At 72.6% G+C, this 21,052-nt stretch carries 21 protein-coding genes and 1 pseudogene; 5 read left to right on the forward strand and 17 right to left on the reverse strand.

Features of this window, described 5'->3' with window-relative positions:
- Positions 1 to 46 precede the first annotated feature (46 nt).
- From KBX34_RS05845 to KBX34_RS05870, 6 genes are all read right to left on the reverse strand, one after another.
- Complete coding sequence (locus KBX34_RS05845; protein ID WP_141911296.1) at positions 47 to 568, reverse strand: helix-turn-helix transcriptional regulator; 522 nt, start codon at positions 566 to 568, stop codon at positions 47 to 49.
- Positions 569 to 1,121: 553 nt separating this feature from the next.
- Positions 1,122 to 2,105 (reverse strand): porphobilinogen synthase, encoded by a 984-nt coding sequence (gene hemB, locus KBX34_RS05850; protein WP_088950331.1) that lies wholly within the window; start codon positions 2,103 to 2,105, stop codon positions 1,122 to 1,124.
- A 20-nt stretch (positions 2,106 to 2,125) separates the two neighbouring features.
- Complete coding sequence (locus KBX34_RS05855; protein WP_141911299.1) at positions 2,126 to 3,706, reverse strand: uroporphyrinogen-III synthase; 1,581 nt, start codon at positions 3,704 to 3,706, stop codon at positions 2,126 to 2,128.
- Entirely contained in the window at positions 3,703 to 4,671 is a 969-nt protein-coding gene (gene hemC / locus KBX34_RS05860; RefSeq protein ID WP_210791023.1) for a hydroxymethylbilane synthase, read from the reverse strand. Before hemC ends, KBX34_RS05855 begins: the two co-directional genes overlap by 4 nt.
- On the reverse strand, positions 4,668 to 6,065 hold the full coding sequence (locus KBX34_RS05865) for a glutamyl-tRNA reductase (protein ID WP_099848822.1): 1,398 nt from the start codon (positions 6,063 to 6,065) through the stop codon (positions 4,668 to 4,670). The genes hemC and KBX34_RS05865 overlap by 4 nt, the downstream gene beginning before the upstream one ends.
- Positions 6,062 to 6,832 carry a redox-sensing transcriptional repressor Rex gene (locus tag KBX34_RS05870; protein ID WP_088950335.1) on the reverse strand — a complete coding sequence of 257 codons (771 nt, stop codon included), beginning with the start codon at positions 6,830 to 6,832 and terminating at the stop codon, positions 6,062 to 6,064. Before KBX34_RS05870 ends, KBX34_RS05865 begins: the two co-directional genes overlap by 4 nt.
- 373 nt (positions 6,833 to 7,205) lie before the next feature.
- Here KBX34_RS05870 and KBX34_RS05875 point away from each other — a divergent pair, with 373 nt between their 5' ends.
- Both KBX34_RS05875 and KBX34_RS05880 read left to right on the forward strand, forming a co-directional pair.
- A complete protein-coding gene (locus KBX34_RS05875) occupies positions 7,206 to 8,510 on the forward strand; it encodes a sensor histidine kinase (protein WP_088950336.1) in 1,305 nt (434 codons plus the stop codon).
- A gap of 112 nt (positions 8,511 to 8,622) precedes the next feature.
- Entirely contained in the window at positions 8,623 to 9,276 is a 654-nt protein-coding gene (locus tag KBX34_RS05880) for a response regulator transcription factor (RefSeq protein WP_088950337.1), read from the forward strand.
- On the opposite strand, the gene KBX34_RS05885 is transcribed toward KBX34_RS05880, so the two are convergent.
- The 3 genes from KBX34_RS05885 to KBX34_RS05895 are packed head-to-tail and all read right to left on the reverse strand — an operon-like array spanning position 9,257 to position 10,390.
- Entirely contained in the window at positions 9,257 to 9,919 is a 663-nt protein-coding gene (locus KBX34_RS05885; RefSeq protein ID WP_210923635.1) for an HAD family hydrolase, read from the reverse strand. The two genes, KBX34_RS05880 and KBX34_RS05885, sit on opposite strands and share 20 nt — an antisense overlap.
- Before the next feature lie 23 nt (positions 9,920 to 9,942).
- A complete protein-coding gene (locus tag KBX34_RS05890) occupies positions 9,943 to 10,197 on the reverse strand; it encodes a glutaredoxin family protein (RefSeq protein ID WP_030329740.1) in 255 nt (84 codons plus the stop codon).
- Positions 10,187 to 10,390 (reverse strand): hypothetical protein, encoded by a 204-nt coding sequence (locus tag KBX34_RS05895; protein WP_088950339.1) that lies wholly within the window; start codon positions 10,388 to 10,390, stop codon positions 10,187 to 10,189. Before KBX34_RS05895 ends, KBX34_RS05890 begins: the two co-directional genes overlap by 11 nt.
- A gap of 572 nt (positions 10,391 to 10,962) precedes the next feature.
- Between KBX34_RS05895 and KBX34_RS05900 the strand changes: the two genes are divergently transcribed.
- The 3 genes from KBX34_RS05900 (at position 10,963) to KBX34_RS05910 (ending at position 14,071) form a co-directional block, all read left to right on the forward strand.
- Positions 10,963 to 11,916 carry an ECF subfamily RNA polymerase sigma factor, BldN family gene (locus KBX34_RS05900; protein ID WP_088950340.1) on the forward strand — a complete coding sequence of 318 codons (954 nt, stop codon included), beginning with the start codon at positions 10,963 to 10,965 and terminating at the stop codon, positions 11,914 to 11,916.
- A 281-nt stretch (positions 11,917 to 12,197) separates the two neighbouring features.
- On the forward strand, positions 12,198 to 13,073 hold the full coding sequence (locus KBX34_RS05905; protein WP_374223659.1) for a DUF5667 domain-containing protein: 876 nt from the start codon (positions 12,198 to 12,200) through the stop codon (positions 13,071 to 13,073).
- 128 nt (positions 13,074 to 13,201) lie between these two features.
- Complete coding sequence (locus KBX34_RS05910; RefSeq protein ID WP_088950341.1) at positions 13,202 to 14,071, forward strand: HAD family phosphatase; 870 nt, start codon at positions 13,202 to 13,204, stop codon at positions 14,069 to 14,071.
- Between the two features lies 1 nt (position 14,072).
- Here the strand turns inward: KBX34_RS05910 and KBX34_RS05915 are convergent, their stop codons facing one another.
- The 8 genes and pseudogenes from KBX34_RS05915 to KBX34_RS05950 form a co-directional block, all read right to left on the reverse strand.
- Positions 14,073 to 14,930, reverse strand: coding sequence for a lysophospholipid acyltransferase family protein (locus tag KBX34_RS05915; protein ID WP_088952038.1), 858 nt, complete (start codon positions 14,928 to 14,930; stop codon positions 14,073 to 14,075).
- 298 nt (positions 14,931 to 15,228) lie between these two features.
- Positions 15,229 to 16,302 (reverse strand): NAD-dependent epimerase/dehydratase family protein, encoded by a 1,074-nt coding sequence (locus KBX34_RS05920; RefSeq protein WP_088952039.1) that lies wholly within the window; start codon positions 16,300 to 16,302, stop codon positions 15,229 to 15,231.
- 122 nt (positions 16,303 to 16,424) lie between these two features.
- Positions 16,425 to 16,526, reverse strand: coding sequence for a 30S ribosomal protein bS22 (locus KBX34_RS05925; protein WP_007465623.1), 102 nt, complete (start codon positions 16,524 to 16,526; stop codon positions 16,425 to 16,427).
- Between the two features lie 270 nt (positions 16,527 to 16,796).
- Positions 16,797 to 17,006 carry a helix-turn-helix domain-containing protein gene (locus tag KBX34_RS05930; RefSeq protein ID WP_007465625.1) on the reverse strand — a complete coding sequence of 70 codons (210 nt, stop codon included), beginning with the start codon at positions 17,004 to 17,006 and terminating at the stop codon, positions 16,797 to 16,799.
- A gap of 212 nt (positions 17,007 to 17,218) precedes the next feature.
- On the reverse strand, positions 17,219 to 18,403 hold the full coding sequence (locus KBX34_RS05935) for an ABC transporter permease (RefSeq protein WP_088950342.1): 1,185 nt from the start codon (positions 18,401 to 18,403) through the stop codon (positions 17,219 to 17,221).
- Positions 18,400 to 19,353 carry an ABC transporter ATP-binding protein gene (locus KBX34_RS05940; protein ID WP_210923638.1) on the reverse strand — a complete coding sequence of 318 codons (954 nt, stop codon included), beginning with the start codon at positions 19,351 to 19,353 and terminating at the stop codon, positions 18,400 to 18,402. Before KBX34_RS05940 ends, KBX34_RS05935 begins: the two co-directional genes overlap by 4 nt.
- Positions 19,350 to 20,741, reverse strand: a complete 1,392-nt coding sequence (locus KBX34_RS05945) for an efflux RND transporter periplasmic adaptor subunit (protein WP_210923640.1) — start codon at positions 20,739 to 20,741, stop codon at positions 19,350 to 19,352. Before KBX34_RS05945 ends, KBX34_RS05940 begins: the two co-directional genes overlap by 4 nt.
- Before the next feature lie 83 nt (positions 20,742 to 20,824).
- Positions 20,825 to 21,052 (reverse strand): annotated as a pseudogene (locus KBX34_RS05950) (hypothetical protein); the annotation flags it as partial.

Raw genomic sequence — 21,052 nt, forward strand, 5'->3', positions numbered from 1 at the left:
CGGCGAGGCCCGCAGATCCGTTCCGGATCGGCGGGCCTCGCTGGTGTCAAGGTGAGACCACCCCGCGCGGGGGCCACGGCGGTCGGGGCAGGTGCCGGTGTTGAGCCACACGCACCTCCCACTGGCTTCGGCGCCGCATCGCGTCCCGAACTGCCCGGTTGCGGTAGAACGTCTCGGGCGGGCGGGCCAGCCCGTAGATGTCCGCCCACCATTCGCCCGGCTCAGGGTCGAGAATGGTGTCGAGGTGCGACGGGTAGCGACGCTCCGCGCCGTTGTACGTGTCCTGCCAGTCCTGCATCGGTTTGAGCACCCGGCCGAACTCGTCCACCACGGCCAGCCGGCAGCCCAGCACACCGATGATGCGCCGGAGCAGGACGATGCTCGGCACCATGCGGCCGGCCTCGATCCGGCCAATGGTGGCATGGTGCACACCCGCCCACCGGGCCAGCTCGCGCTGGCTCAGGTCGGCGCGACGGCGGACCGCCCGGACGATACCGGCGGCAGGCCAGGGCGCGTCGGAAGGCTCGCTGAGCAGGACCGGCTCGGCTGAGGCTGACGAATCACTCATGCCGCCACCGTCCCGCCTGGTGGAGCCGGCCGCAATCCCGCTTAGCGGGCCTGTGGATAACCAGCTGACCTGTGGACATCGTCCACGGCCGGGCGGATCACTCTCCGTGCTCGCGGCACCAGTTGCACCGCCACTACAGCGCGTCACGGGGCTTTACGTTGCTCCGTCGAGCAGCGCAGACCAGGCCAGACACGCCACCGGGCTGACCAGGGGAATCCCCAACCTCGCCAGCAGACACACCACCCCCCGCTCGCCCCCTTTGCTCTGCAGTTCAATATGCACCGAGAGCGGAGGGTGAGCGTCGCCGTCGTGGGTGCAGAGCAAAGGCGGCAGGGGAGGTGGTGGTGGCGGCTCGTCAGATGGTTACGCTGCGCTAGCCGTTATCGCCGGCAGGACCGCAGGCCGGTCGGTCCGCAGGCCGGTACGGCCGCGAAGCTCGACCGCGCTGCCCGCCGACGAGACACGCGGTCAGGACGCGCCGGCCGTGCGCGAGCCGGTGCCGCGCCCGCCCCCGCACGCTAGGAAGACAGCGCGGTCAGAGTTGGACCTGGGGTCAGTAGCGCTGGCGCAGCAGCCCGGCGGCCTCGACCGCCCAGTAGGTGAGGATGACCTGCGCGCCGGCCCGCTTGATCGAGGTGAGCGTCTCCAACATCACGCGCTCCCGGTCGATCCAGCCGTTCGCGGCGGCAGCCTCGACCATCGCGTACTCACCGGAGACCTGGTAGGCGGCGACCGGGACGTCCACCGCGGCCCGCACCGCCGACACCACGTCGAGGTAGGGCAGCGCCGGCTTGACCATCACCAGGTCGGCGCCCTCGGCGACGTCCAGCGCCACCTCACGCAGCGACTCGCGCAGGTTGGCCGGGTCCTGCTGGTAGGTGCGCCGGTCGCCCTCCAGCGCCGACTCCACCGCCTCCCGGAACGGGCCGTAGAAGGCGGAGGCGTACTTCACGGCGTACGCCAGCACGGCGACATCCTGGTGCCCGGCTGCGTCGAGCGCCCGGCGCACCACGCCGACCTGGCCGTCCATCATCCCGGACGGCCCGACCATGCCGGCCCCGGCGGCGGCCTGGGCCACCGCCATCTCGGCGTACGCGGCCAGGGTGGAGTCGTTGTCCACCTCGCCGTCGGGGGTGAGCAGGCCGCAGTGCCCGTGCGAGGTGAACTCGTCCAGGCACAGGTCGCTCATCACCACGGTGTCGTCACCCACCTCGGCCACCACGTCGCGGATGGCGACGTTGAGGATGCCGTTCGGGTCGATGCCGCCGGAGCCGGTCGGGTCGCGCCGTTCCGGCACACCGAAGAGCATGATCCCGCCGACGCCGGCCTGGACCGCCTCGGCCGCCGCCTTGCGCAGCGAGTCCCGGGAGTGCTGGAGCACCCCCGGGAGCGACCCGATGGCCCGCGGCTCGGTCAGCCCTTCCTTGACGAACATCGGCACGACCAGCTCGGCCGGGTCGACTCGGGTCTCCGACACCAGCCGGCGGATCGCCGGGGTGCGGCGCAGCCGGCGGGGCCGGATCTCGGGGTACGACATGGAAGGGCCTCCTCGAACGACTACCGGAAGCGCAGAGCGGTCGGGCCCTGCACCTTCGAGCCGCGGCGCTGCTTGGCCGGCATGGCGGCCAGCTTCTCGCGCAGCTCGACGGCGTAGGCGGCGAGCGCCTCCACCAGGTCGGGCACCGAGGCGTGTGGCGGCTGGACGTCGACCCGCAGGCCGAACTCCGTCGCGGTCTCCGCCGTCTTGGGCCCAATGACGGCAACAACGGTCCGGGCGTGCGGCTTCCCGGCGATGCCGACCAGGTTGCGCACGGTGGAGGACGAGGTGAAGAGCACCGCGTCGAAGCCGCCCGACTTGATGGCGTCCCGGATCTCGGCGGGCGGCGGCGCGGCCCGCACCGTCCGGTACGCGGTCACGTCGTCGACCTCCCAGCCGCGCTCGGTGAGCCCGGCGGCGAGCGTCTCGGTGGCGATGTCGGCGCGCGGCAGCAGCACCCGGCCCACCGGGTCGAGGATCTCGTCGTGCGGGGAGAACTCGGCCAGCAGCCCTTCAGAGGACTGCTCCCCGGTGGGGATCAGCTCCGGCTGGATGCCGAACGCGCGGACCGCGTCCGCCGTCGCCTCACCGATGCAGGCGATCTTGACGCCGCCGAAGTGCCGGGCGTCCAGACCGTGCTCGGCGAACTTCTCCCAGACCGCGCGGACCGCGTTCACCGAGGTGAAGATCACCCAGGCGTACCGGCCGTCGACCAGGCCCTTGACCGCACGCTCCATCTGCGCCGGGGTGCGCGGCGGCTCGACCGCGATGGTCGGCACCTCACACGGGATCGCCCCGTACGCGCGCAGTCGGGCGCTCATCACGCCAGCCTGCTCCTTGGTCCGGGGTACGAGCACCTTCCAGCCGTACAGCGGGCGGTTCTCCCACCAGCTCAGCTTGTCGCGCTGACCCACCCCGACACCGACGGTGAGCACCACCCGGCCGGTGAAGCCGAGCGCGGCGGCCACGAAGCTGTCCACTGTCGACGTGGTCGTGTACTGGGTCTCGCCGGTGCCGTCGCCGGTCACGCCGACGCCGGTGGTGCCGTCGACCCCGGCGGCGAGCAGCCCGTCCCGGACGGCGGCGAGGTCACCGGCGTCCACGGCGAGCGCGAGCGAACCCCGGCCGACGGCCGTGGCCAGCGCCTCGAAGTCCAGTGCGCTGACGTCCTCGACGTCGGCAGCCGTCCGCACACCCGGCAGCGGCACACCGGCGTAGGTGGCCACACCCTCGGCCTGGCCGACGCCGGGCACCACCTCGAAGTGGGCGGCGGTGCGGGCGACGGCCTGCACCTCCTTGACCACCGAGTCGTGGCCGAACGGGTCGCCGGCGACGAGGTGCACCGCGTTCAACCCGGAACGGGCCGCGGAGATCAGCACCTTCGCCACGTCCCCGGGCGCGCCCTCGGCAGGCGTGAACTCGGCATCGTCCCTGGCATCGGCACGAACGACGGCGAGCAACGACTCCGGGACTCCCCGGTCGTAGATCACCTGGTCGGCGTCGACCAGGGCGTCGTGTGCCCGACGGGTCAGCAGACCTGGGTCACCGGGGCCAGCCCCGACGAACGCGATACGGCCGACGGGCTTACGGGTGCGGGTCATTCTGTGCTCCCAAATTGCTGGGTCCCCGGGCCGGTGTGTCCTTCGTGGCCGAGGATCGAGTCGGCGCCGAGGTCGAGGAGTTCGGCGGCGAGTGCCTTACCGATCTCCGCCGCGTCGGCGGGCGTTCCGGTGCGGGACAGCCGGAGGTCACGAGTGCCGTCCGGGCTGATCACCGCCCCGCGCAGGTAGATCTCATCGCCGTCGTCACCTTCGGCGAGTTCGGCGTAGGCGGCGACGGGTGCACTGCACCCGGCCTCCAGGGTCGCCAGCAACGCGCGTTCCGCGGTGACCGCGGCGCGCGACGGTGCGTGGTCGAGCAGCGCGAGCAGCTCGACCAGGTCCTGGTCATCGACCCGGCACTCGACCGCCAGCGCACCCTGGGCGGGTGCGGGCAGCATGAGCATCGGGTCGAGGGTCTCGGTGATCGCGTCGGTCCGACCGATCCGGGCCAGCCCGGCCCGGGCCAGCACGACCGCGTCGAGGTCGGCCTCGGGGCCGAGCACCCGCGCCAGGCGGGTGTCGATGTTGCCGCGGATCGGGGTGACCTCCAGTTGCAGCCCGAGGGCGTGCAGCTGGGCGATGCGGCGCAGCGCGCCGGTGCCCACTGTGGCACCGGGCGGCAGCTCGGCGAGCGTCCGCCCGCCCTGGGCGATCAGCGCGTCGCGCGGGTCCTGTCGGGCCGGCACCGCCGCGATGTGCAGCCCGGCGGCGGCGGCCGTGGGCAGATCCTTGTAGGAGTGCACCGCGAAGTCGATCGTCCTGGCGGTCAGCGCGTCGCGCAGAGCGGAGACGAACACCCCGACGCCGAGCCGGTGCACCGGCGCGTTGGAGCGGTCGCCAGCGGTGATCACCTCCACCAGCTCGACCGGGCGGCCGGTGGCGGCGGTCAACGCCTCGGCGATCTGGCTGGACTGGGCCATCGCCAGGGCGCTGCCCCGGGTGCCGAGGCGCAGGGGGGCGGTCATCGCGCACCTCCGGTGGGCGGGGTCGGCTCGGTGGCGTCGGCTCCGGACACCGGGTCGGTGCCGAGCAGTGCCGCGCCGAGGTCGGGGGTCAGCACGTCCGGGACGGTGTCCACCGGAGAGGTCTGCGGGACCTCGAGGTCGAACAGCTCGCGCAGCAGGGCCGCGTACTGGTCGCCGCCGGGCTCCGCGGCCAACTGTCGCACCTTGACAGTGGGCTGGTGCAGCAGTCGCTGCACCACCCGGTGCACGGTGCGGGCCACCTCGGCCCGCAGGTCGTCGCCGAGGTCGGGGCGGCGCTGGGCGAGCCGGCGCAGCTCGGCGGTGACCACGTCGTCGGCCCGGCCGCGCAGCGCGGCGACGGTGGGCGCCACGTCGGCGCCGCGCAGCCAGGTGAGGAAGCCCTCCACCTCGGCCAGCACGATCCGTTCGACGGCGGCGGCGTCGGCAGCCGCCGGACCGTCGGCGAGCAGCGCTGCCATCCGGTCGATGTCGATCACCTCGACGCCGGGCAGCTCGGCGACACCATCCTCGACGTCGCGCGGGACGGCCAGGTCGAGCAGGACCAGCGGGCCCCGGGCCGGGTCCCGCTCGGCCAGCGCCGCGCTGACCACCGGACGGGTGAGGACCGGTTCGGTGGACGCGGTGGCGGCCACTACGATGTCCACTGTGGAGAGGGTGTTGGCCAGCTCGGTCATCGGCGCCGCACTCGCCCCGTACGACTCGGCGAGCCGGACGGCCCGGTCGGCGCCCCGGTTGCTGACGGTGAGGGGCCCGGCGCCCAGCCGGGACAGCGTGGCCACCCCGAGCGAGCCCATCGCGCCGGCACCGACCACCAGGGCCGGATGGCCGTCGAGGTCGCCGTCGAGGTGCCCGGCGGCCAGCTCCAGCGCTGCGGTGACGACGCTCTGGCCGGCCCGGTCGATGCCGGTCTCGGCGTGGGCCCGCTTGCCGACCCGCAACGCCTGCTGCATCAGCTCGTGCAGCAGCCGGCCGGCCGAGTCGGCGCCGGTGGCCCAGTGGTACGCGTCGCGCAGCTGCCCGAGGATCTGCGCCTCACCGACGACCATCGAGTCCAGGCCGGTGGCGACCCGGAAGACGTGGTCGACGGCGGCGGTGTCGTAGTGCACGTACAGGTGGCTGGCGAGCGCCGCCGGCGGGCTGCCGGCCTGCTCGGCCAGGACGGCGCAGACGTCGCCGAGCCCGCCGTGGAAACCGGACACGGCGGCGTAGACCTCCACCCGGTTGCAGGTGGAGACGATCACCGCCTCCGCCACGTACGGCTGGGCGATCAGGCGGTCCAGGGTGCGGGTCAGGTCGGCGGGGGGCACAGCCAGCTGCTCCAGCGTGGCGACCGGGGCGGTCCGATAGGACGCGCCGACGACGAGCAGTTTCACGTGCCGATCGCCTCCTGGGTGTCGGTGGCCGCGAACCCGCCCGGCAGGGCGGTGAGAGCGGACCCGCCGGTGGCGGGCAGCGCGGTCAGCGATGCCTTGCGGTGCTCGTGGAAGGACAGAATCTGCAGCTCGATGGCGAGGTCGACCTTGCGTAGGTCGACCCCCTCCGGAACCGAGAGTACGCACGGTGCGAAGTTGAGGATGCTCGTCACGCCGACGGCGACCAGTTGGTCGGCGACCTGCTGGGCGGCTGCGGCCGGGGTGGCGATCACGCCGATCGCCAGGGATTCCTCCGCGGCGACCGTCGGTAGGTCGTCGACATGCCGGACAACCAGGCCGTTGATCTCCTCACCGACCCGGGAGGGATCGGCGTCGAGCAGTGCGGCGATCCGGAAGCCCCGGCTTGCGAAGCCGTCGTAGCCGGCCAGGGCGTGACCGAGATTACCCACGCCGACCAGGGCGACCGCCCGGCGTTGAGTGAGCCCGAGCACAAACTCGATCTGCTCGATCAGCAGCGCGACGTCGTAGCCGACGCCCCGGGTGCCGTACGAGCCGAGGTGGGAGAGGTCCTTGCGGAGCTTGGCGGAGTTGACACCGGCGGCGGCAGAGAGACCCTCGCTGGAGACAGTCTCGTGCCCGGTGTCGGCGAGGTTGTGCAGCGCGCGCAGGTACTCCGGGAGCCGAGCGACGGTCGCCTCGGGCAGATCCGGTAGCGCCGGTACGGCACCGGCGCGGCCGGGCGCGCCTGGGTGACGGTGCTGACTCATGAAACTCCGTGCGGTGCGATCCTCGGCCAACTCCGCTGGTCGGCCGCTTATGGACTCCCGCTGGCGACCGAGATTGCCGGCTGTGCTAGCAGGGCGCGTCGGAGTCACAGAGTAGGCGCTTGTGAAGACGTGCACAAATCGCGATCTTGCCGCTGCGCCACGCAACCTCACCAGCACCTCCATTCCGCAAGATCGATCCGACGGGCGTCCGCTCACGCCACCCGGGCGATTATTGCTCAATCCCGACTTCTCTGACCAATCCCGCGCCGAGCCTCACAGGGACCGTCCCCGCCAGGTGGTAGGGGCAGCACTACGGGGGAGAGGCAGGGCTTCGGGATGGGGACCCGAAGCCCGCATGCCTAGCCTTTTGGGCATGACCGCCGTTGCCGCCACCAGCGACCAACCGACGCTGGCACCGAGCATCCCCCGCCAACTCTTCGTCGACTCCGGGTACGTGCTGCTCGGCCTGCCCCTGGCGGTGGCCAGCTTCGTGGTCCTCATCGTCGGCACCGCCGTCGGCATCGGCCTGGTGGTGACGGTGGTCGGCCTGCCGATCCTCAGCGGCACCCTGTACGCCGCCCGTGGGCTCGCCGACATCGAGCGGCTGCGGCTGCCCGCGGTGCTCCGGCAGCCCCGGATCCGGCCGCACTACCGGCTGCCCGAGGCGGGCGCGAACGCCTGGCGGCGGATCTTCGTGCCGATGCGGGACGCCCAGTCCTGGCTCGACCTGGCGCACGGCATCCTGCGGCTGATCGCGGCGGCCGGCACCTTCGTGGTGGCCCTGGTCTGGTGGGCCGGAGCGATCGCCGGCTCGCTGTACTGGGCCTACGACTGGGCCCTTCCCCGAGCCGACGGCGAGGGTGACAAGGACCTGGCCCAACTGCTCGGCCTGGGCGACTCGACCACCGCCCGAATCGGCTTGAACACCGCGATCGGGGTGTTCTTCCTGATCACCCTGCCGATCGTGATCCGGGGTTGCGCGCTTCTCCAGGCCAGCTTCGCCAAGGCCATGCTGACCGGGGTGGCCGAGATGCGCGACCGGATCACAGTGCTGGAGGAGCAGAAACGGGCCGCCGTGTCCGCCGAGGCGTCCGCGCTGCGCCGGTTGGAACGCGACATCCACGACGGCCCCCAGCAGCGCCTGGTGCGCCTGGCGATGGACCTCAGCCGGGCCCGGATGCAGCTCGCGTCCGACCCGGAGGCGGCCGGCCGGACCATCGACGAGGCGGTCACCCAGACCCGGGACACGCTGGCCGAGCTGCGGGCGCTGTCCCGGGGCATCGCCCCGCCGATCCTGGTCGACCGGGGCCTGCCCAGCGCCCTGGCCGCGATCGCCGCGCGTGGGCTGATCCCGATCGAGCTCCAGGTGGATCCGCAGCTCGGCACGCCGGGCGGGCGGCTCGACCCGGCGGTGGAGAACACCGCGTACTTCGTGGTGTCCGAGGCGCTGACCAACGTCGCCAAGCACGCCCGGGCCACCGAGGCCGTGGTGGCCGTCGCCCGGCAGGGCACCCACCTCCAGGTGCGGGTGGGCGACGACGGTCAGGGCGGCGCACACCTGGCCAAGGGGCACGGGCTGGCTGGCATCGCCGACCGGGTCCGGGCCGCCGGCGGTGAACTGGTGGTGGTCAGCCCGGCCGGCGGCCCCACCGAGATCCGCGCTGAGCTTCCCCTGTGAGCGCGAGGAGTGAGCCGGGTTTGCGAGCCCCGCAGTCGCGAACGAAGGCGATGCTGTGATCAGTCCCGCGCCGCGCCCCCACTACGGGCCGGACGTGGTAGACAACACAGCCATGCGCATCGTGATCGCGGACGACGCCGTCCTGCTCCGGGAGGGGCTGGTCCGGCTGCTCACCGAGAGCGGCCACCAGGTGGTGGCTGCCGTCGGCGACGGCGACGCGCTGGTCGAGGCGGTGGTGGAGCACCGCCCGGACGTGTCGATCGTCGACGTCCGGATGCCGCCGTCGCACACCGACGAGGGGCTGCGGGCAGCGGTGGAGGCACGCCGGTTGGTGCCGCGTACGCCGATCCTGGTGCTCTCCCAGTACGTCGAGGTCTCGTATGCCGATGATCTGCTCGCCACCACCGGCGGTGCCGGCGGCGGGATCGGCTACCTGCTCAAGGACCGGGTGGCCGCGATCGACGAGTTCCTGGACGCGCTGCGCAGGGTGGCGGCCGGCGGCACGGTGCTCGACCCGGAGGTGGTCGGTCAGCTCTTCGCCCGACGCCGCCGCGACGACCCGCTGAGCGAGCTGACTCCCCGCGAGCGCGAGGTGCTCGCCCTGATGGCCGAGGGCCGCTCGAACACCGCCATCGCCCGTTCCCTGGTGGTCAGCGACGGCGCGGTGGAGAAGCACGTGCGCAACATCTTCACCAAGCTCACGCTGCCGCCCGACACTGAGCAGCACCGGCGGGTGCTGGCCGTCCTCACCTACCTGCGGAACTGATCTGCCGGGCCAGGGTCACCGCGTCGGTGAGCGTGTCGGCCACCGGGTGACCGGAGTCACGCAGCCGTGCCGGGTCGGTGAACCCGCCGGTGTAGAGCACCGCACGGCCGCCCACCGCGAGGGCCGCGTCCGCGTCGTCAATGGAGTCACCGATCAGCACCACCGAGGCGCCGTCCACGCCCAGCTCGGTGAGGTGCAGCTGGAGCGACTCGGCCTTACGGCCGCCGCCGACCGTGGCCCGCAGCCCGTCGACCCGGGCGAAGTGGCCGGTCAGCCCGTACGTGTGCACGGTCGGCACCAGCTCCTCGTGGAACCACATGGAGAGCAGGCTCTGGCCGCCCGGCCAGGCGGCCATCGCGGTACGCGCGTCGGCGGCCAGCTCACAGGTGGTCAACCCGATGCGGTACGCGTCGTGGAAGATCCGGTCCAGTCGGCCGAACTCGTCGTCGTCGACGGCCTGGCCGAGCACCTCGGCGTAGTACTCGGCGATCGGTCGGCGGAACCGCACCCGGTGCTCGTCCAGGGTGACCGTCGGCCCGCCCAGGCTCGCGAACACGACGTTGGTGGCGGACACCACCAGGCTGAGGTCGTTGAGCAGGGTCCCGTTCCAGTCCCACACGAGGTGGGGGTGCGCAGGGGTCATCAGAGCACCTTAGGCGGCACCGCTCAGAGCTGCGGGGTGGTCAGGTCCCGCAGCAGCCGGTCCTCCTCGACCCGCCAGTAGCCGTGCTCCTTGCCGTCGAGCATCACCACGGGCAGCCGGTCCCCGTACTCCCGCTCCAGCCCCTCGTCGCCGGTGACGTCCCACTCGACCCACTTGTCGCCGGTGACCGCCACCACCCGGTCGAGTGCGGCCTTGGCGTCGTCGCACAGGTGGCAGCCGGGTCGGGTGATCAGGGCGAGCCGGGCGTCAGTGGCCATCGGTTACCTCCGTGCGGGTGTCGGCGGGTGCGGGTGGGTCGGCTGGCGTCGCCGGCCGGAGCTGGACCTTTTTACCTTGCCGAGCACGGCGGCAGGGCGCCGGCACCACGTACGCCCGCACAGTCTCGCCGGTCCTCGGGTGCGGCACACCCCGTACCGCCGACTCGGCCACCCCGGGGTGCCCGGTGAGCACCTGCTGACCGTTGACCTACGGCAAGGCCCGCCGCGGCGGCGGGCTCCACCGGCGCCGCACTGCGAAAGTCCCATGAACGGGACTCACCTGTGTGCCACCGGCGGGCCGTCCAGGTCCTGTCGATGGGACGGGCAGCACCGTCCACAGACGCCTCGGCCAAGCAGGCGCGCCACTCGACGCGGCGGCCCAGCCGAACGGGCAATCAGCCCCCGACCAGGTGATCCATCCTGGAACACCGCGCCGATGCAAAGTCAAACGCACACGACGGACAACCGGTCCGCCACCGGTGCGGCGGAGCGGGAAATACTTCCGCCTTGTGTAACGGACTTGCCACGCGCGGGTGACGTTGGCCCTATCATCACTCGGGTCGGCTCACCCCATTTGCCGTGAGTCGACACCCCTCAGCCCGAGGAGGCCCCCGTGCCTGTGAGCGCATTGGACCAGCACCTCCAGGGGAATTGCCGCCCGCCGGCAACTCCCATGACCGTCCTGCCCGACCGGGATCCCGGTCGGCCCGTCCCGATGACCTACAGACCGGCCCGTCCGGTGGCCAACGGGACGGGGGCAGCCCGGTGACCACCTTCGGTTACGCGGAACGCCCGCTCGGCCTGACCGGTCAGCCGGCCCGCTCCCACGTCAACGAGCGGCCCATGGCCCGTTCCCCGCTGGACGAATCACACGGCACCGCCGTGCGGGGCGACGGCGCGGCGCATCGGACACGCAGCCGGCCACACCACAACGAACCGACGCCACGGCCCGCGGTGCCGGGCGGAAACGGTGGACCGCCCGGGGGTCGCGTCGCCGTACCGCCCCGGCCGTTGCCAGCGCAGGGTCGCCGGGTCAGCGACACACCAGCGGTGACCACCGACCCGGCGGCGGGTGAGACAGCGGTGATCCCGGCAGTGCCGGCCACCACCGCCACCACCCCGACCGGCTTCCCGAGCCGCCCGGACCCGTCCGACCCGGCCACCGAGGTCTGGACGCTGATCGAGCGGGCCCAGGCCGGCGAGTCCGAGGCGTTCGGTCTGATCTACGACCGGTACGTGGACACCGTGTTCCGGTTCGTCTACTTCCGGGTCGGCAACCGGCAACTCGCCGAGGACCTCACCTCGGACACCTTCCTGCGCGCGCTCAAGCGGATCGGCAGCTTCACCTGGCAGGGCCGCGACCTCGGCGCCTGGCTGGTGACGATCGCCCGCAACCTGGTCGCGGACCACTTCAAGTCGGGCCGTTACCGACTGGAGGTCACCACCGGCGACGTGCTCGACGCCGACCGGGAGGACCGGGGCCCGGAGGGCAGCCCGGAAGCCGCGGTGGTGGAGCACATCACCAACGTCGCGCTGCTCACCGCCGTGAAACAGCTCAACCCGGAGCAGCAGGAGTGCATCGTGCTCCGCTTCCTCCAGGGCTTCTCGGTCGCCGAGACGGCCCGTGCGATGGGCAAGAACGAGGGCGCCATCAAGGCCCTCCAGTACCGGGCGGTTCGCGCCCTGGCCCGCCTCCTTCCCGACGGCTTCCAGCCGTAGATTGTTTCGGCGGGGCCGATGGACGCCGATCAACGTCCTTGCAGGTCAGAGTCGGTCCCGCCCGGTGACGACGATCACTTTCTGTAATTTCCGGCCCGCCAGGCCCGTAACCCGTGCCCGGTCCGCCGCGTTTCTCCGGGTGCGACCGGTGGATGTCCTGGCAGGCCCGGGACACCGAGGTCCGACCGGCACGCCGGCGGCACCTCACCTCCGTGGTGTCACACTGCCGCCCGGTCGCTGGCAACGACCGCGGCCGACCGGCCGTGACCAGCGAGAGGGAGGTGCCTGCGGTGGACAACATCCTCTTCTCCCGCCGGCGCGCCGAGCGCTTCGCGCAGCTTCTCGATGAGGCCAACGGCGCTCGACGACACCACGTGCGATCCCGGGTGGACGGTCAACTCGCGCCGCTCGTCGCGGTGGGTCAGCAGCTCACCGTCGACCCTCCGGCTGTCGAGGTGAACCCGGACTTCCGTACCGGCCTGCGGGCAATGCTGCTCGCGACCGCCGAACGCGAAGGACTGGGCACCGCACCGGCGGCCAGCGAACCAACCACCACGACGACCCGCGGGCGGCTGCTGCCGGCGGTCACCGCTCGGCGGGCCCGAGCCCGGGGCGCGATCCTGATCGGCATCGCGGCCGGCGCCATCGCGGTCTCCGGCATCTCCGCCGCCAGCGAGAACGCCGTGCCCGGCGACGCGCTCTACGGCATGAAGCGCTCGACCGAACGCGCCCAACTCGCCCTGGCCAGCTCGGACATCAGCCGCGGCCAGCTCTTCCTGGACTTCGCCCGGACCCGGGTCGGTGAGGCAGCCAAGCTGCGCGGCGACCGGATCGGCTACAGCGCGGTCCTCGACGACATGGACGCCGACACCCGGCAGGGCGTACGCCTGCTGACCGCCGCCGCCGTGCAGCGGGCCGAGCCGGGCAGCCTGGACACACTCAACACCTTCGTCTCGGGGCAACGCCGGGCGGTGAGTGGCCTGCTCGACGGGGGCACCCGCGCCGACCGGGCCCGGACCCAGCGGTCGCTGGTCCTCCTGGACACCATCCGGGAACGTTCGGATGCGCTGCGCGCGGCAATCGCCTGCGGCCTCCCGGCCCCGACCGCCAGCGACACCCTCGGCCCCAACCCGAGCGCCTGCCCCGGGGCGCGCTGACCCGCACCCCCTATACCGCAGGTCCGACCGGCCGCGCCACAGTTCGTTCTGTGCTCGGCCGGTCGACCGTATCCGGCGGCTACCCTTCGCTGGAAGGCATCCGTCGTACCGGTGAGGAAGGGAGTCGCGTGGCGCGCAGCCGTAAGGTGACGGTCAGCACCGACGCCGAGGGGCACACTGCGGGCTGGGCGGAGACCGACCTGGCCCCGGCCACCGCACCGGATTCGACGGCCGCGGCGTTCTTCGACGTGGACAACACCATGATGCAGGGCGCCTCGATCTACTGGTTCGCCCGTGGGCTCGCCTCCCGCAACTACGTCACCACCTCCGACCTGGCCCGGTTCGCCTGGCAGCAGCTCCGGTTCCGGCTGCTGGCCCGGGAGCACGCCGGTGACATGTCGCTGGCCAAGGAGGCCGCGCTGGCCTTCGTCCAGGGCTGGCGGGTCGACGAGGTGGAGCACCTCGCCGAGGAGATCTTCGACGAGATGATGGCTCCCCGGATCTGGGCCGGCACCCACCAGCTCGCCCGAGGTCACCTGGGCGCCGGCCAGCGGGTGTGGCTGGTCAGCGCGGCCCCGGTAGAGATCGGCCGGGTGATCGCCGCACGGCTCGGCCTGACCGGTGCCATCGGCACGGTCGCCGAGATCGTCGACGGGGCGTACACCGGGAGGTTGGTGGGTGACCTGATGCACGGGCCGGCGAAGGCCGAAGCGGTCACCCAGCTCGCCGCTGTGGAAGGGCTCGACCTGACCCGCTGCGCGGCCTACAGCGACTCGGCCAACGACCTGCCGCTGCTCCGTGCGGTGGGCAGGGCGGTGGCCGTCAACCCGGACGGCAGCCTGCTGCGGCAGGCCCGCCAGCACGGCTGGGAGGTACGGGACTTCCGCACCGGCCGGCGCGCGGTCAAGATCGCCGTGCCGTCGACCGCGGCGGCCGGTCTGGTCGCCGGCGCGGTCACCGCCGGCCTGGCGTTGCAGCGCCGCCGCCGCGCCGACTGACTCAGGGGCCGAACGGGTCGGGCCGTCGCTCCAGCAACGTGTGCAGGGTCTGCTGGATGGTCTCCCGCACCTGGTCGGCGAGGTTGAACACCACCAGCGGGTCGTCCGCCGAGTCGGTCAGGTGGGCCGTCGGGATGGGCGGGCAGAACTCGATCAGCCACTTGCTGGGCAGCGGCACCATGCCCAGCGGGCCGAGCCACGGGAAGGTCGGCGTGACCGGGAAGTAGGGCAGCTTGAGCAGTCGGGCCAGGGGCTTGATGTCGGCGAGCATCGGGTAGATCTCCTCGCCACCGACGATGGCGACCGGCACGATCGGGGTGCCCGTGCGCAGCGCCGCCGAGACGAAACCGCCCCGCCCGAACCGTTGCAGCTTGTACCGGTCGGCGTAGAGCTTGCCGATCCCCTTGAAGCCCTCGGGGAACACACCGACCAGGTCTCCCCCACCGAGCAGCCGCTCGGCGTCCGGGTTGCAGGCCACCGTGCCGCCGGTCTTGCGGGCGAGCTCGGACACCACCGGCATCCGGAAGACCAGGTCGGCGCCGAGCAGCCGTAGGTAGCGGTGGGCAGGGTGCTTGTCGTGCAGCGCAGCCGAGAGGATCAACGCGTCCAGCGCCACCGTGCCCGAGTGGTTGCCGACCACCAGTGCGGGCCCGTCGACCGGCACGTGCTCCACCCCACTGACCTCGGTGCGGAACCAGTCCCGGTAGAGCAGCCTCAGCAGCGGGTGGAAGACCGCGTCGGTCAACTCCGGGTCGAAGCCGAACTCGTCGACCTCGTAGTCGCCGGCGAGCCGTCGGCGCAGGAACGCCAGGCCGTTGGCGACCTTGCGGTCCCAGTGGTCCCCCGGCCGGTCCGCCACTGCCGGCGGGGTGCCACCCGGCGTCGATGCGTCGACAGGGGCGCCCGCGTCCGCGCCGACGGGCTCGTCGGTGGCCGCGGTGTCGACCTCGTCGGCCGGCGTGGGCGTCGGTGTCGGGGCGACCTGCGCCGCCGGCCGATGACCGTTGCGCCGCGCCGGGTCCGCGTCCGCTGCGGGCGACTGCTGGGGTACGTCGAAGCGTCCGACCCCCTGCGGGTCACGCCCCTCTGCCGACCCGGTCATGACGCCACCTCGGTTCGCGACTGCGCGGCTCGTACAACCGGCTGACTCCTCGCGCTCATGGCCGCTCCTGAACCGCGGAGCGGACCTGCCGGATGCCGTCCAGGACGAGCTGCTCGGCAACGGCCAACTGGCCCCGGGTGACCACCACCCCACCCTGGTGGGCGCGGATGAAGTCCTCGAACGCCTTGGCGGTGGAGCGGGGCGTGAAGCCGTACTCCTGCTCAAGCCGGCTGGTGTCGACCACCCGGCCGTGCACGAAGAGGTCGACCTGGTCCAGACCGTAACGGCCGAAGCCCATGGAGCGGGCCAGCGCGGCGGCACCCGAGAGGCCCGGTTCCAACACCGGCACGGCCACCCGTCCGGCTCGCCGGATCGCCTGGGACAGCGACAACACCCCTGGGCCGGCGACGTTGTACGTGCCCGGGTGATCTTCCACGATCGACCGGTGCAGCACCTCCAACGCGTCGTCGAAGTGCAGGAACTGCAGACGGGGGTCACGGCCGAAGACGGTCGGCACGAAGGGCTGCGCGAAGTAGCGGGTCAACGTGGTGTCGGCGGTCGAGCCGATGAACGGCGCGAAGCGCAGCACTGTCGCGGTGACGTCGGACCGACGGCGCCGGAAACCGCGGACGTAGCCTTCAAGGTCGAGGATGTCGCGGCCGAAACCGCCGCGCGGGACCTCGCGTGGCTCGGTCTCCTCGGTGAAGACCGCCGGGTCCCGGAACGACACCCCGTACGCGGCGGTGGACGAGCGGACCACGATCTTGCGCAGCCGGGGTGCCCGTTGGCACGCGGCCAGCAGGTGCATGGTGCCGATGACGTTCTGGTCCTTCATGGCCGACCGGCCGCCGTGCTGCGGGTCGGGAGAGCTGACCAGCGCGAGGTGCACCACCGCGTCGACGTCCAGGTCGGCGAGGAGCCCACCGAGCGCATCGTTGTCGACGCGGATCCGTTCGACCCGGTCGAGCAGGTCGGTGAACTCGGTGCCCGAGTCCGGTGCGTCCACCCCGATGACCCGCTCGATCCGCGGGTCGGCGGCGAGTCGGGCCGCCACGTGGGCACCCAAATAGCGGCCGACCCCGGTGACGACGACGACCCCCGGAGCACCTGAGGTGCCACCGGGGGTCATCTGACGCACCTACCCCGGCAGGATGGACCGAGCCGGGACGACCACGGCCTGATCACCTGAGCCTCCGGGGGTCGACAGTTTGGCAAGTGACGCCGAACGCCGGGCTCTGAGCCCGGCGGCGATCACTTGCCGAGACGGCGACGCTGGACGCGGGTCTTGCGCAGCAGCTTGCGGTGCTTCTTCTTAGCCATGCGCTTACGGCGCTTCTTGACCACCGAGCCCATACGACAGCCTTTCGATACAACGTTCGGGGCGGACCGGATGACACCACGCAGGTGGCGACGGCGACCGCTTGCGGACAACGGACCGGACCAGTCTGGGCGGCGGGACGCACCGGTGGGGTCTCGGTCGGGCTCCAGGGTAGCCGCAGAGCGTCAGCCGGACCAACGCGCCCCCGTCGGGGCCACCTTTCGCTCGCGACTGCGGGGCTCGCAAGCTCACTCCTCGCGCTCACCGATGCCGGTCACGTGGCATCTGGAGGGCGGAACGGTGGCTCAGGCGGTTTCCTGAAATGCACCCCGAAGATATTCGTGCACCGCATGCTCGGGCACCCGGAATGAGCGGCCGACCCGGACGGCGGTGAGCTCACCGCTGTGCACCAGTCGATAGACCGTCATCTTCGACACCCGCATGACCGTCGCCACCTCAGCGACGGTCAGGAACTTGACCTCCGACAGCCGTCCGTCGGACTGCGACCCGGCCATGGCTCACCGACCCATCCCATGCCCGGCGCGTGCCAACCCGACGGATGCTCCGGGCCGGGCCGGCGACGCGCGTGTTACCAGTACGGTAGCGGGGCGGTTGTGACCGGCGCGATCCCTTCGTACAACTGATCATGCTTCGATCGCTGGTTCACCCGATCCGTGCTCCCGGTATCTGCCCGCCTGCGACCGCCGTCCGGTTGCTCCGACCCTGCTCATTCGGCGCGCAGCGCGACCACCGGGTCGAGCCGGCCGGCGCGCTGCGCGGGCACGACCCCGAAGACGATGCCCACCACCGCCGAGACGCCGAATGCGAGCGCCAACGACCACCAGGTGATCGCGGCGGGGATCGGCGACAGCGCGTTGACCAGCAGGGCGGTCCCCACGCCCAGCGCCATCCCGGTCAGCCCACCGATCGTGGTGAGCAGCACCGCTTCGAGCAGGAACTGCACACCGATGTCGCGCGGGCGCGCGCCGACGGCCTTGCGGAGCCCGATCTCCCGGGTCCGCTCCCGGACGCTGACCAGCATGATGTTGGAGACGCCGACGCCGCCGACGAGCAACGAGATGCCGGCGATGGCGGCCAGGACGCCAGTGAGGACGCCGAGGATGTCGCCGAGCACACCGAGGATCTGCTGCTGGGTGACCGCGCTGAACTCGGTGTCGGGGTGGCGGCGGTTGAGTTCGGCGACGATCCGTTCGCCCAGTTCGTCGATGCGCTCCCGGTCGGGTGCCTTCACCGCGATGCCGTCCACCCGCTGGGTGCCCCACAGTCGCTGCGCGGCGGTCACCGGTACGTGCACCTCGTCGTCCCGGTCGACACCGAGGCTCTGCCCCAGTGGCGCGAAGACGCCGATCACCCGGAACCGCACCCCGGCCAGCGCCACCTGCTGGCCGAGCGGGTCCCGGTCGGGGAAGAGCGCGCGGGCCACCGAGTCGCCGAGCACCGCCACCCGCCGACTGGTGTCCACGTCGGTGCCGGTGAGGTAGCGGCCCCGGGCCAGCGACCGGGTGAACACCGCCGGGGTGGTTTCCAGCACCCCCTGCACTGTCGTGAAGTCCGAGCGGGCGCCGGCTCGTGCGGTCGCACCGGAGGCGACGGTGACCGCCACCCGGTCCGGGTCGCCGACCACCCTGGTGACGGCGTCCACGTCCTTGAGGGTCAGCGGCGAGACCACCGGCGCGTTGCCCACCTCGATCCGGCCGGGGACGACCAGCAGCAGGTTGGAGCCGAGGCCCTCGACCTGTTGCTCGACCTTCTGCTTGGTGCCGGTGCCGATGGCCACCAGCAGGACCACCGAGGCCACCCCGATGATCACCCCGAGCATGGTCAGCGCGCTGCGCAGCCGGTTGGCCCGTAGGGCGTCCAGTGCCACCCGCCACGCCTCGGCGACCCTCACGTCGCACCTCCGGGCCGCTGGACACCGGGCTCGCCCGGGTCGGCCCCGCGCGGAAGGCGTCCGGTGGCTCCGGCGGCGCCACCGGAGCCACCGGACGGGTGCCCCGGGCCGCTTCCGGACGCGGACCGGGGCTCCGCGCTGGGAGCGGGGACCAGTGTCGCAGGTCGACCGTGATCAACGGACGGCGGTCGATCATGGTCGGAGTGCGGGTCGTCGCCGTCCGCGTCTGCCGGGCGTACGACCGCGGCGCCGTCGGCCGCGGCGCTATCCGCCACGACCGCGCCGTCGCGCATCGTGATCCGGCGACGCGCCCGCGCCGCGACCTCCGGGTCGTGGGTGACCATCACCAGCGCCACCCCGGACTCCGCGTTCAGTCGCTCCAACAGCTCCAGCACCGCCGCGCCGGTGACGCTGTCCAGGTTGCCGGTGGGTTCGTCGGCCAACAGCACCGTCGGTTCGGTGACCAGCGCGCGGGCGATGGCGACCCGTTGCTGCTCACCGCCGGACATCTGGTTGGGCCGGTGGTCCAGTCGGTGCCCGAGGCCGACCCGGCCGAGCATCGCCGCGGCCCGCTCCCGGCGCTGCCGGGCCGACACACCCCGGTAGACCAGCGGCAGGGCCACGTTCTCCACCGCCGAGGTACGCGGCAGCAGGTGGAACGCCTGGAAGACGAACCCGATCGTCTCGTTGCGCAGGGTCGCCATCTCCGGCGGGGCCAGCGCGTTGACGTCCCGCCCGCCGATCACCAGACGGCCACCGGTCGGCCGGTCCAGCCCACCGAGCAGGTGCATGAGCGTGGACTTGCCCGAGCCGGACGGGCCGACGAGGGCCACGTAGTCCCCCGGTTGCACGACCAGCGACACCCCGCGCAACGCCTCCACGGACACCCCGTCGAGGTGGTACGTCCGGGACACGTCCACCGCCTCGATCGCCGGCGGGGCGCCGGTCACCGCACCTCCTGGCCGTCGCGCACCTGGTCGGTGCCGCGCACCACGATCCGGTCACCGGGTTGGACACCGTTGAGGATCTGCACCAGATCCGACCCCTGGACGCCCACTGTCACCGCCGCCCGGCCGGCCCTGCCGTCGCGGACCACCCAGACCGCGTCCCGGCCGTCGGCGGAGAACACCGCCGAGGCGGGAACGGTCACCGCGTCGGCTGCCTCGCGGACCCGCAGGTGGACGATCGCGTTCATGCCCGGGCGGGGCGTCGGAGCGGGCTCGTCCTCGGCCAGCTTCCCGGCGCCCAGTGCGAGGCGCACCCGGTAGCTGACCCCGCCCTGCGCGGAGCTGGTGGGCAGCACGTCGACCGAGCGGACGGTGGCGTCGTAGCTGGCGCCGGTGACGGCGTCCAGCTCGACAGTGGCCGTCACACCGGCCTTGACCAGCAGCACGTCGGTCTCGTCCACCTCGGCGAGCAGCCCCAACTGCCCGGTGTCGACCACGGTCAGCACCGGTGTGCCGGCGGTGACCCGGCCGCCGACCGCGACCGCGTCGTCCACCCCGGCCGGCGGTCCGCCCTGGCTTGGGGCCAGCACCGACGGGTCGAGGCCGGCGGCCTGAGCGCCACCGGCCTGCTCCAACAGCCCGGCGAGGCCTCCGGTCACGCCGCCGCCGGCCCGGGTGCCGCCGGGTTGCACCACACCGGCGATCGGAGCGCGCAGGGTCAGCGCGTCGACTGTCGACTTCGCCAGGTCGTACCCCTGCTGGGCCTGGAGCCGCTGTGCCGCGGACAGCGCGCCGACGGCGGAGTTCAGCCCGCTGATCCCCCGCTGCACCGCGCGGACGGCCTGGTCGGCGCTCCGGGCGGCGGCAGCGTACTGCCGCTGGGCGGACGTCACCTGGGTCAGCAGCGCGTTCTTCAACTGCGGGTCGGCGATCTTCTCGGCGGCCTTCCGGGCGGCGTCGAACGCCTCGTTCGCGGCCTTGTCGGTGTCGCGCCGGCTGCCGGTCAGGTCACCCGTCGAGACACCCCGCCCGGCGCGCTTCGCCGCGTCCAACGCCTCCTTCGCCTGCCGCAGCCGCTGCTGGGCGGAGGGCGAGTCGACCACGGCGAGAACCTGGCCACGCTTCACCGACTGTCCCGGTTGGACACGCAGGCTGGACAGGGTGCCGTCGGCGGGAGCGGTCAGGGTGGCTGCGGCCCGGGCCGTCACCGTCGCCGGCGCGTCGATCACCTCGCTGACCGGGTTGCGGGCGGCCGAGGCGAGCGCGACAGGCGGCTGGTCGTCACCGCACGAGGCGGCGGTGGTGGCGGTGAGGACGGCGACGGCGGTCAGGGCGATGAGCAGGCGGGGCCGCGTGGTGCTGGCGGGCCGCGGCAACTGAGGGCGGCGCACCCATCGATGGTACGACCAGCCGTCCCGGCGACCGCGAGCCGCTCGGTTGCTCCCGCCCGAAGGCCCTGGACGACGAGGTGTCGTCAGCCGGCGGCGGCGCGGACGTACGCGACGCACTCGTCGTGCAACGTCGACCACTGCTCGCCGAACGCCTTCTCGGCGGCCACGTCGAGGGTCCTGCGATCGTGCACCACGGTCTTGAAGAAGGTGAGCAACCGCAGCGGCCCGTACCGGTCGACGAGATGCCGAACGGCCAGGTAGCCGATGCCATAGCTGGCGGCGACCCGTTCGGCGGAGGCGTCGTCGGCGGG

It is taken from the genome of Micromonospora sp. M61 (assembly GCF_018070245.1).
GTDB lineage: Bacteria > Actinomycetota > Actinomycetes > Mycobacteriales > Micromonosporaceae > Micromonospora > Micromonospora zamorensis.

Bases quoted from the DNA above. Each gene is read 5' to 3' on its own strand.
- KBX34_RS05875 (WP_088950336.1), top strand. From the start codon at position 7,206: ATGACCGCCGTTGCCGCCACCAGCGACCAACCGACGCTGGCACCGAGC.
- KBX34_RS05890 (WP_030329740.1), bottom strand. From the start codon at position 10,197: ATGGCCACTGACGCCCGGCTCGCCCTGATCACCCGACCCGGCTGCCAC.
- KBX34_RS05885 (WP_210923635.1), bottom strand. From the start codon at position 9,919: ATGACCCCTGCGCACCCCCACCTCGTGTGGGACTGGAACGGGACCCTG.
- KBX34_RS05930 (WP_007465625.1), bottom strand. From the start codon at position 17,006: ATGGCCGGGTCGCAGTCCGACGGACGGCTGTCGGAGGTCAAGTTCCTG.
- hemB (WP_088950331.1), bottom strand. From the start codon at position 2,105: ATGTCGTACCCCGAGATCCGGCCCCGCCGGCTGCGCCGCACCCCGGCG.
- KBX34_RS05925 (WP_007465623.1), bottom strand. From the start codon at position 16,526: ATGGGCTCGGTGGTCAAGAAGCGCCGTAAGCGCATGGCTAAGAAGAAG.
- KBX34_RS05855 (WP_141911299.1), bottom strand. From the start codon at position 3,706: ATGACCCGCACCCGTAAGCCCGTCGGCCGTATCGCGTTCGTCGGGGCT.
- KBX34_RS05880 (WP_088950337.1), top strand. From the start codon at position 8,623: ATGCGCATCGTGATCGCGGACGACGCCGTCCTGCTCCGGGAGGGGCTG.
- hemC (WP_210791023.1), bottom strand. From the start codon at position 4,671: ATGACCGCCCCCCTGCGCCTCGGCACCCGGGGCAGCGCCCTGGCGATG.
- KBX34_RS05920 (WP_088952039.1), bottom strand. From the start codon at position 16,302: ATGACCCCCGGTGGCACCTCAGGTGCTCCGGGGGTCGTCGTCGTCACC.
- KBX34_RS05845 (WP_141911296.1), bottom strand. From the start codon at position 568: ATGAGTGATTCGTCAGCCTCAGCCGAGCCGGTCCTGCTCAGCGAGCCT.
- KBX34_RS05870 (WP_088950335.1), bottom strand. From the start codon at position 6,832: ATGAGTCAGCACCGTCACCCAGGCGCGCCCGGCCGCGCCGGTGCCGTA.